At 68.1% G+C, this 12026-nt stretch carries 14 protein-coding genes; 5 read left to right on the top strand and 9 right to left on the bottom strand.

Features of this window, described 5'->3' with window-relative positions:
- Positions 1-82: 82 nt before the first annotated feature.
- Positions 83-370, top strand: coding sequence for a hypothetical protein (locus ACIRL2_RS41330; protein ID WP_402239360.1), 288 nt, complete (start codon positions 83-85; stop codon positions 368-370).
- Between the two features lie 79 nt (positions 371-449).
- Here the strand turns inward: ACIRL2_RS41330 and ACIRL2_RS41325 are convergent, their stop codons facing one another.
- The 6 genes from ACIRL2_RS41325 to ACIRL2_RS41300 form a co-directional block, all read right to left on the bottom strand.
- Complete coding sequence (locus ACIRL2_RS41325) at positions 450-842, bottom strand: hypothetical protein (RefSeq protein WP_402239359.1); 393 nt, start codon at positions 840-842, stop codon at positions 450-452.
- Positions 839-1363 carry a MarR family transcriptional regulator gene (locus tag ACIRL2_RS41320; protein WP_402239357.1) on the bottom strand — a complete coding sequence of 175 codons (525 nt, stop codon included), beginning with the start codon at positions 1361-1363 and terminating at the stop codon, positions 839-841. The genes ACIRL2_RS41325 and ACIRL2_RS41320 overlap by 4 nt, the downstream gene beginning before the upstream one ends.
- A gap of 850 nt (positions 1364-2213) precedes the next feature.
- Positions 2214-2618 (bottom strand): ankyrin repeat domain-containing protein, encoded by a 405-nt coding sequence (locus tag ACIRL2_RS41315; RefSeq protein ID WP_402239355.1) that lies wholly within the window; start codon positions 2616-2618, stop codon positions 2214-2216.
- Positions 2619-2845: 227 nt separating this feature from the next.
- Positions 2846-3397 (bottom strand): hypothetical protein, encoded by a 552-nt coding sequence (locus ACIRL2_RS41310; RefSeq protein WP_402239353.1) that lies wholly within the window; start codon positions 3395-3397, stop codon positions 2846-2848.
- Between the two features lie 153 nt (positions 3398-3550).
- Positions 3551-6634, bottom strand: coding sequence for a Tn3 family transposase (locus ACIRL2_RS41305; RefSeq protein WP_402239350.1), 3084 nt, complete (start codon positions 6632-6634; stop codon positions 3551-3553).
- Between the two features lie 637 nt (positions 6635-7271).
- The gene (locus ACIRL2_RS41300) at positions 7272-7466 is read right to left on the bottom strand and encodes a hypothetical protein (protein ID WP_402239347.1); all 195 of its coding nucleotides are present in this window, start codon (positions 7464-7466) and stop codon (positions 7272-7274) included.
- Positions 7467-7475: 9 nt separating this feature from the next.
- Between ACIRL2_RS41300 and ACIRL2_RS41295 the strand changes: the two genes are divergently transcribed.
- The gene (locus ACIRL2_RS41295) at positions 7476-7700 is read left to right on the top strand and encodes a hypothetical protein (RefSeq protein ID WP_402239344.1); all 225 of its coding nucleotides are present in this window, start codon (positions 7476-7478) and stop codon (positions 7698-7700) included.
- A gap of 63 nt (positions 7701-7763) precedes the next feature.
- Here the strand turns inward: ACIRL2_RS41295 and ACIRL2_RS41290 are convergent, their stop codons facing one another.
- Together ACIRL2_RS41290 and ACIRL2_RS41285 are read right to left on the bottom strand one after the other, a co-directional pair.
- Positions 7764-7973 (bottom strand): hypothetical protein, encoded by a 210-nt coding sequence (locus ACIRL2_RS41290; protein WP_402239342.1) that lies wholly within the window; start codon positions 7971-7973, stop codon positions 7764-7766.
- Between the two features lie 116 nt (positions 7974-8089).
- Complete coding sequence (locus ACIRL2_RS41285) at positions 8090-8851, bottom strand: hypothetical protein (protein ID WP_402239339.1); 762 nt, start codon at positions 8849-8851, stop codon at positions 8090-8092.
- 186 nt (positions 8852-9037) lie between these two features.
- Between ACIRL2_RS41285 and ACIRL2_RS41280 the strand changes: the two genes are divergently transcribed.
- Positions 9038-9259: a hypothetical protein gene (locus ACIRL2_RS41280; RefSeq protein WP_402239336.1), complete on the top strand. Its 222-nt coding sequence runs from the start codon at positions 9038-9040 to the stop codon at positions 9257-9259.
- Positions 9260-9341: 82 nt separating this feature from the next.
- Here the strand turns inward: ACIRL2_RS41280 and ACIRL2_RS41275 are convergent, their stop codons facing one another.
- On the bottom strand, positions 9342-9611 hold the full coding sequence (locus tag ACIRL2_RS41275) for a hypothetical protein (protein ID WP_402239334.1): 270 nt from the start codon (positions 9609-9611) through the stop codon (positions 9342-9344).
- Between the two features lie 697 nt (positions 9612-10308).
- On the opposite strand from ACIRL2_RS41275, the gene ACIRL2_RS41270 reads away from it, so the two are divergent.
- Together ACIRL2_RS41270 and ACIRL2_RS41265 are read left to right on the top strand one after the other, a co-directional pair.
- Complete coding sequence (locus ACIRL2_RS41270) at positions 10309-11193, top strand: RNA polymerase sigma factor (protein WP_402239333.1); 885 nt, start codon at positions 10309-10311, stop codon at positions 11191-11193.
- Positions 11190-11897, top strand: coding sequence for a hypothetical protein (locus ACIRL2_RS41265; RefSeq protein ID WP_402239330.1), 708 nt, complete (start codon positions 11190-11192; stop codon positions 11895-11897). Before ACIRL2_RS41270 ends, ACIRL2_RS41265 begins: the two co-directional genes overlap by 4 nt.
- The last annotated feature ends 129 nt before the right edge of the window (positions 11898-12026 follow it).

The raw sequence follows: 12026 nt of genomic DNA, 5'->3' as shown, positions 1-12026 counted from the left end.
CGAGCTTCCACGAGGTCGTCGGCCCCCGAGAACGCGGCTCGGTGCACGTGATGTGTCGGTGGGCAGCTGTAGCGTCCGTCGGATGAGTATCGAAGCAACTCGTGCCAGTGGGGCCGAGGTCCGGGTCAGCCTGTCCCCGGAAGCAGTGGAACGCGTACGGGCGTTGATCGGGCTCGGGCTCGCCGCGTCGCTTGAGGACTACGTGGCCGACTCGGTCCGCAACAGGCTTGCCGGATTCCAGGACTTTGCCGCCGGATCAACCGGGCGGCCCGACGGCGACCCGAGGGAATGGGTCGTACCCGGCCGCAGTGCACAGCCGGCCCGGCTGCGCGGGGATGCACCCATGCACATGGCCCGGGACAAGCAGTAGCCCTCGATCCCGCCTGTGCGAGGGATTGCCCCGGGTCCTGAATCGGGGTGCCACCGGGAACCTTCGGCGGCATCCCGATTCAACTGACCGCGGACAGCGGCGGAGCGTGCCCCACCCTCGGCGGGGGTTGTACGTACAAAGGCACGGTGATGTCGGGGATGTCGTCGCGGCGGACGGCCTCGATCGCGGCGTGCTCGTAGTCCTCGCTGGACGCGTAGCCCGCGATCAACGGGTGCAGGCGCTTGGCGCCGCGAGCGCCGATGACGAGATTGCATTCGCGCAGGGTGCGCATGCTGCGGGAGACGGTGACCTGGCTGATTCCGAGCGCCGCGGCCATGTCGACCTGGCTCTCGAGGATCGACCCTCCGGGCTGCTGGACGGACTGGAGCCGGGCGAGGACGCGCATGGCCGCCGGGGGGAGGTCGAGGTCGGGCAGTATCGACCACAGCGCCGTCGACGAGTACAGCATCACGTCGTCCCCTTCTTCCTGCTCCTCGGCGCCGGCATCTCCGGGACGCAGACCTCGTCCGGGAACCCCGACGCCAACGCCAGCGCCCGCGCATCCGCCAACGTGGCCCTCTGCGCGTTCCCGTTGCCCATGTAGGCGAGCAACGGATTCACCTGGTATACCCCGCGCTTCACCTTCCGCACCCAGTTCAGGGCGCTCAGGCCGGTGAGCTCGGTCGACACGGTCGACCGCGGGATGCCCAACGCGTCGGCGATCGCCTGCTGGTTCATCCCGACCAGCGACTCCTGCTGCCGTCCGATCATGTACAGCATGATCGCGCACTGCCGCGGCGAGACGACCCTCGCGGCCACGGATTTCGCCAGGACGTTCGCGAGGTAGTCGTTGCTGACCAACGAGAAGCCCTCGTCGCCCAGCATGTGATGCGGGGACCGGTAGTGCAGGTCGACCGAGACCCGGTCCACCGAGCGGGGAACCCGGGGGGCCTTCGTGACGATCGCCTCGGTGATCGCCTGACCCAGGCTCACCCGCCGCGGCGGCTGACCGGGGCCCGGCGACGGGGACGGATCCGTCCGCGACCTCGACGGTGATACGGGGATCGGGCGTGCAGGCTCGGTCACTCGGGTCCTCCCAGGGATCTCACCCCGGCGACGATAGCGATCTTTACCCCCGCGGTTATGGAACTTGCCCCCCGCCGTTAAGTCGTGTCGCGATGTGTCGGCCCAGGGCCGACACATCTCCGACTGATGTGTCGCACGCGGCCGGCGCCGGCCGGCCCGTCACCGTTCGCCGCCGGCGAGTGATGCGCGGCCGTCCGCACCGCAAGTCGGCACAACAATCGGGGAGTTAACCATGAGGGTTAAGTCACGCGGAGATATGTAAGCCCAGCACGACACATCCATCAGAGATATGTCGTAGCTGTCACGACATACCGTTTCGCAAAGCCGCAGGTCAGCCCCCGAATTCGCCGGTTCGCCTCTCAAAGAACCCGACCCGGGCGCGACGCAACCTCCGCGTTCGGCCGACAACCCAGGTTCCTCGAAACGGCCACGACGCCGTCAACCGGACCGGCTCGCCGTCCTCGGCGACCGTTCCGTCCATGCTCACCAGCGCCTGCGGCGGCCGCTGTTCCGTATCGCCTGCCGGCGCCATGGCACGCGGGGCGCGCCATCGGGGGGCGTTCCGCCGCCCCCCGATCCCCCCAGGCGGTTCGTGCCGTCCCACAGGACCCCCGTTCGTACCCGGGTCGTGTGCCGCCGGTCGAGGCTTGCGATTTGCGAGCCCACGTTCGGTCGAGTAGGGGTTACGAGGTGTTACGCCCGAAGGGCGCCCCCCGGGGGGCGCCCTTCGGGCGTAACACCTCGTAACCCCTGGGGCCTAACTTTTCTTTACTGTCAGTGACGTCGATCTTCGGGGCAGTCGATGTCTACGGTACTGGTCAGCGGTTTTCAGAAGGATGGCCGCTGCTTCGGTGTGGCCGAGTTCCCGGGCGATGGTCAGGGGTGTGTGTGATGTGGGCCTGCGGGGCAGTTGCCGGGGGTCTTCCATGTGCGCGTGGGGGTTTTCCCCCGCTTCGACGAGCATTCGCAGGGCTTCGAGTGTGTTCTCGTCGACGCGGACGGCCGCGTCGTGGAGCGGTGTGCGGCCGTGCTCGTCGGCCGCGTTGGGGTCGGCTCCCGCGGCGAGGAGGGTCTCGACGACGTCGGGCGCGATGTCGGGTCCGGGTATGACGCGGAGGCCGGGGACGAAAGCCAGGTGCAGGGGTGTGGCGCCGGAGTTCACGTGTGCGAAGTCGGGATGGTGCTGTTTCGGGTGGCGGTATGTCCAGGGGAATAAATCCGGGACTCCATCAAACCGGGAACGACTCACACTGGCCGTCCCGGCGGATCGTCTCGCGCCGGTAGGGCCGGGTCACGAATTTACGCCTTCGGGACGCCTCCGATCCCGTCATCTTTGGTGGCGCGGCTGGCCTCGGAGCTGGGCCGGCCGAAGCACCCGACTGATTTTGATCAGCCGGCCGATGTGCAGGTCGCCGCCCAATCGAGGCGGTGCGCTTTGAATGTCGGTTCGCACAAGGCTTTGACAGCCAACGGACCGCTCACATCAGCGATATTCTCACCCATCACGTGAATCCACTGCACAGGTGGTGCCGGTTTGAGGATTTCCGAGGCGTACTGTGCGATGATTTTCGGCCGCCCTTTGATTTCCTTCACGAAGAGCTTCGAATCGTAGACGCCAGTAGTTGTGATACTTGCTCCACTCACGTATCCGGCGAAGAGATGGCCCCATTCGGGATGCTCGAATTCAGCAACAATAAACAGGACTCGGCGGGCTATCTGACCTACGGTCTGTGCGTACTCTGCCAACTCCTCGGCAGAGTATCCAGGCCTTCGTCCGATGACGGAAAACATGGGAAACCCAGGTGTTGAATGAAAGAAGCTCTCGCTGGTCCTTCGTCGCTCGTCCAGTACTTCGTCGAACTCTGTGCGTGACGCCAACCTTTCCGCGTATTCTGCATCCAGGTAGGAGTCGATAAATTCTGAACTGTACTCAAGGTCCATTGCTCGTCGCCTCACGTGTGATAGGCAGGGGAAATTGTCCAGGGTCGATCTTGTCATCGTCGGATACGAATTCGTCATCGATCCGAACATGGTCAACCAGAATTCTTTCTCCATCATCCTCCTGGCCGGCCGAACAGCTTTTGATCATCCTCCTCATCTCCTTCCGTGATGGCGGTCGGGTGTCTTTCGGCGGATTGGTATGTCGAGGTGGGGGTCGACGGGTGCGGGTGGGATGTGGAGTTTGTCGGTGTTGTAGTCGCCGAAGCGGCGGATGGTCTCGCGCCGGTAGGGGCTGAGGACCGCGAGGTCGGCGGGGTCGACGGTCCGGCCCGCGCGGGCCATGTCCCGCAGGACCCGGGTCATGTCGACGGCGGTGGAGAAGATCACCGAACCGGCGACGAGGTCGAGGAACTTCACGGCCTTTTCCTGGCGTTCGGGGTCGCGGCTGCCGAGGATGCCGTGGTTGCCGAACGCGAGCCACTTGGTGAAGCCGTTGTATGCCTCGGCCTTGTTGGTGGCCTTCGCGATCTGGTCGCGCAGCGCCGGATCCGAGAGGTAACGCAACAGCGTGATCGTGCGAACCGCGCGCCCCAATTCCCGGTAGGCACGGTAGATGCTGTTCTTTCGGGAGTGGTTGCCCAGCCGTCGCAGCAGCGTCACCGAGGAGACGGTGCCCTCCTTGACGGAGATTGCCACCTGCATGAGGTCCCGGAAATGACGCTCGATCAGGCCCCAGTCGACCGCGGTCCTGGGGTCGGTGCTGAACAACGCATCGATGTGCGTGTACTTCGTCTTCGCGTCCGGACGGTGGAAGGTCAGGTCCTGCCAGTTGCGGATGCGCGGGAGGAGATCGATGCCCAGGACGTGCGCCAGACCGAAGACAGGGAAACTCTGGCCTTGCGTATCGGCGTGTACTCGTTCGGGCTTGACCTGCGAGGTGTTCGCGAGCAGGGAGTCGATCAGATAGACCGCCTCCCAGACCCCGCAAGGTATGAATCTGGAGAAGAGAGCAATATAGGTATCGGCCACCAGATGGTAGGCAATGCCTCCATATCCGCCATAGCGAATGCTGGTCTCCGCGAGGAGATTGTCGATCGCCGTGTCCATCATCGTGCCGTCCACCGCGACCGCGGACCCGTCACCCCACGCGATGGTGATGTCCAGGTTCATGAAGTTGTCCACGATGTCCGCGCCGGCCCGACCCAGGTTCGCCGCCGTGGTGTGCCGCTGCGCGATCGCGGCCAACTCGTGCGCCGTCACCGTCCCGCGCAGATGCCGAGCGGCCTGCGCCGGGCCCAGATTGCAACCGTAGGTGAAGGCCGTCAGGACGTATCTGGGCAGTGGGTGCTTCAACTTCGGGTCGCTGCCCGACAACGGCCCCAGTCGGCGCCACCAGCCGCTCCAGTGCGCGGAGCGGGCCAGCGCCTCCAGGATCGAGCGTTCCGGGAGCCGGCGGGAGACCTCCGCCTCCAACGCGATCGCGGAGGCGGTGCGCTCGATACCCTGGCGCTGCTTGAGCGAGGGAACACCGGTGAAGGGGTCGATCACCAGGTCGGCGTTGTCCGGATATCCGGCCTCGACCCGCTCGGCCGCCTCGGTCAACCGCGCCTTGACCTGTTCGGTGAACGCCTTCGCGTCCGCGGGCAGCCCAGCCTCCGCGCAGAACTCGTCCAACAGCCGCTCGCAGTCTTCCCACGGCAGCAGCATCTTCGTCCAGTCGCCGTACTCCTGCCCGCCGACCACCGCGACGTCCCCGCAACGCAGTTCCTCGACGAGGTGGCAGAACACCATCGCCTCGAAGTGCCGGCGCACCATCATCCCGGGCCGGTCCTTGGCGTAGACCGTCCGCAACCAGTTCTTCGAGGCGAACGACAGGTCCAGCCGCTCGACCTCCCCGTCCTCGCCGGCGTCCTGCGAGGTCAGCGGGATGTCGGAGATGTGATCGCGGGTCAGGTTCCAGTGCGCGACCGCGTGATCCAGGGCCTTCAACACCGCGCGATCGGCGGAGGTCGCGGTGAAGGTGAGCTTCGTGGCGAGCTTGAGCATCGTCGGCCGGTCGACCCGGAAGAACCGCTCCACCAACGCCGTGTGGTTCCCGCCCGCGTGGGCCGCGACCGCCTCGATGTCCGCGAGCTGGGCGTCGAAGCCGCCCGCCCGCTCGACCACCGCACGGGCCTCGGCCAGGGTGAACGCGTCGTCGAGCGTGCCCGCCTCGCCGCCGCCGTCCGGGGAACTCCGCAGCACGTCGAGCACGTCACGGTAGGACCGGATCAACTGCTCGGTCAGCGACCTGTGTTGCGCCTGGAGCTCCTCCAACCGCTCCCGCGCGCGCTTTTGGTGCCGGGCGACGCGCTTGCAGAGCATCACCACGAGATCGTCCTTTCCCCGCGCCCGTGCCTCCGCGGCCAGGCAGGCGACCATCGCGGTCCGCTTGGGCTCGACGATGTCCAACATCTCGCCGACCGACAACACCCGGGCCTGCGCGGCGAACGCCGCGGCCTTGGCCGGCGCGACCCCGGCCGTCCAGGCGACCGTGTCACCGAGCCCGTCCAACCACTCCACCCGCTCGGCGAGTTCGCGAAACCGCGACCAGGTCGCCTTGTGGGCCGGCGTCTTCAACGCGTCGAAACCACTGGTGCGCTCACCGGCCGCGACCGTCAGCAACAAGGCCGAACGCGCCCGCGCCTCGCCGCTCATGGCCGCGACGATCCGCGCGTGCAGGCCGTTGTCGGTCCGGGTGCGGATCGTGCCCGCCATCCGGTCCAACGTGGAGAACCCCGGCAACTCCAACCCCGCCCGGACGATCTCCTCCAACGCGACGTTGACCAGGTCCGCGCCGTGGCTCTTGACCACCGCCGCCCGCTCCATCGCCCCGGCCGCCAACAACCGGCCCTTCTCCGGATCGAACGCCAACCCCAACCGGGAACGGACCGCCTCCCGATAGCGCTTCGCCGTCCGCGTCGAGTCCAGCCCCGCCACCGTGCCCACCGGCAACCCCGCGCACTCCCGAACGTGCTCGACCACGACGGCCGGCACCTTCTCCAGACGCGGGAACCACCCCAGACGAGCACAGGACTTCAACATCACCAACAACGCCAACAGGTGGTGCGGCCGGTTGCGGGTGCGCTCGCGGGCCCACAGGGCCTCGTCCACCGAGGGGGTGTAGAACTCCGCCAGTTCCCGGGTCGAGATCAACCGCTTGAAACGCGGGTACGCGGTCCGCTCGATCGTCGTCAACGCCCACGCCCCCACCACCACAACGCGGGCCGAACCCACAGGCCCCCGACGGCCCGGTGTCACACACGCGGAAGAATCATGATCGTATCGCCGCGCCGAGTCTCACACTGCGTGAGATACACCCGCGATCGTCCGATGACTCTCCATCGACGAATGGCCCCTTCCGTACGTATCTCCTCCGCCCTCCGAGTAGACGACGACGATGGAGCAGCGGCGGCGGAATCGGCGACGAATCGGGCAGGAGCGGAGGCCTGTTCGTTTCAGCGACTGAGGTAACGCTCGGGTTCGCGATCCGACCGTGATCGGTTGACCCGCCGTGCTGCGACTGCTGCGGCGAAAGTGACACCACCTCGAACCCCCGGAGTACTTTCATTGATCCATTCGGTGACCGTCCAACGCCCCGGCCAGTCCCCCCACTGCTCGACCGCCGTACTCGTGCACCCGATCGTCAGTCCGTGAATGGCGTGACCGCATGTTCGCAGCGAGGACCAGGCCACGCCTGGAACGGCACCGCCACCACGGGGAACAGCCCCGGGGTTCCGCAGCGAGCACAGGCCGCTGCAGGAACCCATCGACGAGATCGGCAGCGGGAGTTACCAACCGGGATGCCACCGGGAGCCTTCGGCGGCATCCCGATTCAACTGACCGCGGACAGCGGCGGAGCGTGCCCCACCCTCGGTGGGGGTTGTACGTACAGCGGCACGGTGATGTTGGGGATGTCGTCGCGGCGGACGGCTTCGATCGCGGTGTGCTCGTAGTCCTCGCTGGATGCGTAGCCCGCGATCAACGAGTGCAGGCGCTCGGCGCCGCGAGCGCCGATGACAGGCAGCACACTGGTCCGATGGCAGACGCATCCGAACGACGCAACGCGACGTTCTCGGCTCCGGTCGGCTCGATCGACCTGCCGGCCGAGACCGCGGACGGCACACCGTACGAGATCTGGCCCTGCCACGACTGTCTTCCGTGGCACGCAGAGGTCATCGTCGCTGGCGACGAGGTCGTGGTGCGCGAATGGCATGCGATCGACTGCCCGCAGTACCGGGAACTGCTGTCGAACGAAGACTGAACTCCCACGACCGGCCCGCCCCTCGGCCATCGTTCCCTGCCGGGCACCCGGCTGTCGACGGCTTCATTCGTCCAGCCGGAGCCGGCCCCGCTCGTCGATGTACGCGTCGTAGATCTCGTCGCCTAGGACCACGCCGTCGATGACGACCTCGACGTCCTCGTCCACGTCGAGGAACACCACGCCGTCGTCGTCGGTGTACGCGGGCCAGATCACGCCCTCGCCGACGACCTCCTCGAAGTAGAAGTCGCCCCTGTACCGCCCGAACCAGCCCATCACGGCCCCCTCGCCCCGCTCCCCGCACCAGCGTGACGCACCACCGGACCCGAGCGACAGACCGCCGACACCCGAACCTCGGCACCCACCGGGCGGGTCGCCGACCGCGCGTCGGGTCAGGGCGCGGGGCGGGGGCGGCGTACCGGCGCGTGGTAGTAGTCGAGTTCCCACCCGGCGCGCTCGAGCGGGACCCGGTGGGGCACGGTGCGCACGCCGGAGGCGACGGTGACGTCGCGATCGCCCATCAGGGCGAACACGATCCACGTCTGGCGGTCCGTCTCCCCGTCGCGGGCGGCGTAGTACCACTTGGCGACCACGCCCTGGTCCTCGCCCAGGAACGGTTGTTGGAGGAACTCCTGCACTCGCGCGGGCAGATTCCCCAACACACCGGAGTCCCGATCGTCCAAGCCCAGATCGGCCGGCACCGCCGGAGTCGACGACGAATCCCGCACCGGGGTGTCGCCAACAGGACGGCGGGGTCGGAAGAACCGGGATGTCCTGCCCCGAGGGTCCGGCGCGTCCCGGTGGAAGGACCGCCGTATCAGGGCGTCGGGCTCGAACCGCACCCGCTCCACCAGATACACGCGTCGACCCTCCCGCACGACGGATGCCGCCCGGCACATGCCCAGCGGCCCGAACACGAACACTTCCGGGTACTCGTCCTCGTCCAGCTCGCCCCACCACGCCCACCGCCCACCGGCCTGCGCCTCCAGGCGCTCCCGCGTCCTGGGACCGAGCAGGTCCCAGCACCCCTCCCGATTGGTCCCCGACGGGTCGGTGGGCAACACCCCGGCCGCGTGCACCTGCGCAACCTCTTGAACCGCGCCGCGATCCGGCGTCCGGTCGGTGACCTCACCGTCGGTCCTGACCGCGGGCAACGATCCCTCGGGCGAGGGGACCGGCGGCCGCGGATACCGCCCGGTGCCCCCATCGCCACGCCATGCGCCAGCCATGCCGACCTCCCCCTTCGTCGGACCACCCCGATGGTCCAGTCTGGGCGAAGTCCCGCACGCCGCGCGAGGGTTCGACAACATGGGGTGACCATCGGTCGAAGGGGGACGGTCATGGGCAGTTGCCCGAGGTCGACGAAGGGCAGCCGGGGCGGGAAGAGCTGCGGCAACAACGCCCGGCCCGGCGAGCGCTACTGCGCCAAGCACTCCAGCGGTAAACGACCGAGTGGATCGAGGCGCTCGCGGAAGAGGGCCGGCTCCGGCGACGGGTGCGGCGGCCTGTTCATCCTGACCCTCACCACCCTCGTGATCCTCGCTCTCGGCATCTGGACGTGACCGCACCACACCCACGGCACCGGTCGACGACGGACAGGCTTTTTCAAGAACCCGACCTCATACGGGGTCGGTGCGGCCGACCTCAGTCGACCAGGGCGTCGTGGCGGTACTGCTGCACAAGGGCCTCGTCGGTGGCGAGTCGGAACGGCCGGATCTCGGGCGGGGTGACATCGACGCCGTCGTGGGTGGCGCAGTGTTGGGCGAGCCAGCGCTCTTGCTCTTTGCGGTTGGGAGCGAAGGCCATGTACGCGTAGACGTATCCCGCGTCGCCCCGCTGCACCTCCATCGGGTTCAGGACCTGCCCGTACTCCAACGGGTTCCGGCACTGTCGGCCGGCGGTCGTCCGAGCCACACACGTCAGGACGGGCGGGTCAATCGGGGCGATCCACCGTCGTCTGCGAAGAACAACCAATTCCGTCGTGTCCGGCCCTTCTGGGTGCAGTTGCGGGTGTCGGGGCAGGTGGCGCAGCCCCTGGCGTCGACATGCACGCCCGGGACGAACGCGATCTCGGCGCCGTCTATCCGCGCATCCGAGCAGCGGATCACCGTCGTGGACCGACCACTTTTGTGGGATGTACTCCGACTGTACGCGTTTTCGGTCCGATTCGGTCGTGAGGGGGAGTGGTTCGTGCGTTCGGTGTTCGATCGGGGTGTGAACGTGGCCTGTGAGAGGTCGAATTCGACTATTGCTCGTATTCCACCCGTATCCGGGCTGGTGAAACAAGAACGTGTTGCCGATTGCGTGATCGGCCGAAGATTTTGCGTGACCGACTTTGACAGACGGGGGTCCTTGAACGAAGTACCGAGCGAGGGCGCCTGTGCCCGGCGGCGCTTTTCGTGTGGCGCGTCGGCGAGCGGGAGCCGATCGGACGACGGGAGAGGAGAGGAAGTGTGTTGAGCGACATGCTCGGGTCGAGTGGCAGGCGGGCGTGGGGGGTCATAGGCCGGTCGGTGGGGTGTTCGGGCGGGCACGTGATCGCGTGCGGGCGATCTTGCGGTCCCTGCGAGGGGGACGTGTCGTGGCGGACGCCGGCGAGGAACGGTCGCCGGTGAACGATCACCCCGAACAGGCCGTCGAGATCGACCTGACGAATCGCCTCCCGCAGGACTATGTGGCGTTCTGCCGCACGGTGGAACCGCTTCTCGCGCGCTACGCCCTGGAGTTCGGCGAGAGCGCCGCGGAGGCGGACGACGTCGTCACCGACGTCCTGGTGGACCTGTTCCACGACTGGACGCTGATCGCCCCCGACGTCCGGGCCGAGCGCACGTTCCGGATGCTGGGCGCGACGCTGGTGGACCGGCGCCGGCGGCGACGGGTGCCGCGTCGGACGCCGGGGGCCCGCCCCCGGCCGGACGAGACGCCCGTCGGTGCTCCCGAGGACTTCGTGCTGTTCTGGGGCGCGAACAAACGTCACCTGACGCGGTACGCACGCCGGCTCCTGCGTTCCGATCACGACGCCGAGGACGTGGTGTCCGAGGCGTTGTTCGAGCTTTATCGATGCTGGGACGCCTGCGGTCGGGAGATGCCACACGCGGTCGTCTACCGGATCGCCAGGAGCCGCGCGGCCGATCTGCTGCGCCGCCGCGCGAGGGCCGGGGAGGTCCCCACCGACTTCGCCGCCCCCGACGCGCGGGAGTTCGTCTCCACCATGGCCGCCCCCGACGATCCCGACGCCGGCGTCCCCGACGGCGAGCTCCTGGACCTCCTCGATCGGGCCGTCGAGGGCATGCCCGAGAGAAGAGGCGCCTGCGTCCGGCTGCATCTGCAGATGCGGCTGCCCCTCCAGGACGTCTCCGTACTCCTGGGAGTGAGCGCGTCCACCGTCCGCACCCACATCCACATCGCGCGCCAGGAGCTGCGTCGCGCGCTGGGCCCCCGGATGCCGAAACCCACCCGGACCACACGGATCGCCGCCCGGAAAGGGAACACATGAGCCGCCAGAGTCCCCTCGAGCGGGTGCTGCGGGAGCGCCGTCGCGTCATGGACCGCGCCTTCGCTCCCCACGACACCGACGCGGCCATGCGGCGGTTGACCTCTCGCATCGTCCAGGACGAACTCCTGGCCGACCTCGCGGCGCACCGCCGCGAACGGCCCTCGCGGTTGGCCGCCTTCGCCGACGCCCACGCCGCGCGGCTGTGCGCCGCGGCGACACTGGAAAACGTCTGCCGCGGCGTCGTCTCCGGGCCCGCCACCCGGGGGATCCTCGAGGACTTCGTGAAGCTCCCCATGCCCGCAGGCGCCTTCGTGTTCGCCTGCCTGCTGTACCTGGCGGGCCGCCCCGACGGCGCGGTGTTCTGGTGGCAGTACGCCGCGGGCGCGGAGGAGGCCGGGGCCGTGCGCTGCCTGATCCTGTTCAACCACGTCGAGGGCGAGCCCGGGACCGCCGCCCACTGGGATCGCTTCCACGACAACCCGGCGCCACCCGCGGCCCCGGCGACGATCGCCGATGACGACGCGACGTCGGCGGCCCGTGCCGCCGTCGGCATCGAGATCGTCGAGCACCCGGAGTTCGGGGAGATCTGCCTTCCCAACATGGCCGGTGCCGAATCCGGTATCGAGGTCGTCGAACACCCGGAACTGGGCGAGATCTGCGTACCGAAGGTCCGCCTGCCGCGCCTGCTGTGCCCGAGCACGTGAGCGGCGCGTGCGGCGAACGCCGACGACGGATCCGCCGGACCCGGCCGGCCTCGACGGGGGCGCGCCACCGCGTTTCGCGGGGCGTGTGCGGGGCCGGAGGCCAACGGTCGCCGGCCTCGACCCAAACCC

The sequence above is a fragment of the Embleya sp. NPDC127516 genome, assembly GCF_044765325.1.
In the GTDB taxonomy this organism is placed as follows: Bacteria; Actinomycetota; Actinomycetes; order Streptomycetales; family Streptomycetaceae; genus Embleya.
Note: the sequence above shows the minus strand (reverse complement) of the source record. Positions and strands in the feature narration are given on the sequence as shown.

What these genes read in the sequence shown, in the direction of transcription:
- ACIRL2_RS41290 (WP_402239342.1), bottom strand. Translation starts at nt 7,973, where the DNA reads ATGGGCTGGTTCGGGCGGTACAGGGGCGACTTCTACTTCGAGGAGGTC.
- ACIRL2_RS41310 (WP_402239353.1), bottom strand. Translation starts at nt 3,397, where the DNA reads ATGGACCTTGAGTACAGTTCAGAATTTATCGACTCCTACCTGGATGCA.
- ACIRL2_RS41295 (WP_402239344.1), top strand. Translation starts at nt 7,476, where the DNA reads ATGGCAGACGCATCCGAACGACGCAACGCGACGTTCTCGGCTCCGGTC.
- ACIRL2_RS41330 (WP_402239360.1), top strand. Translation starts at nt 83, where the DNA reads ATGAGTATCGAAGCAACTCGTGCCAGTGGGGCCGAGGTCCGGGTCAGC.
- ACIRL2_RS41265 (WP_402239330.1), top strand. Translation starts at nt 11,190, where the DNA reads ATGAGCCGCCAGAGTCCCCTCGAGCGGGTGCTGCGGGAGCGCCGTCGC.
- ACIRL2_RS41280 (WP_402239336.1), top strand. Translation starts at nt 9,038, where the DNA reads ATGGGCAGTTGCCCGAGGTCGACGAAGGGCAGCCGGGGCGGGAAGAGC.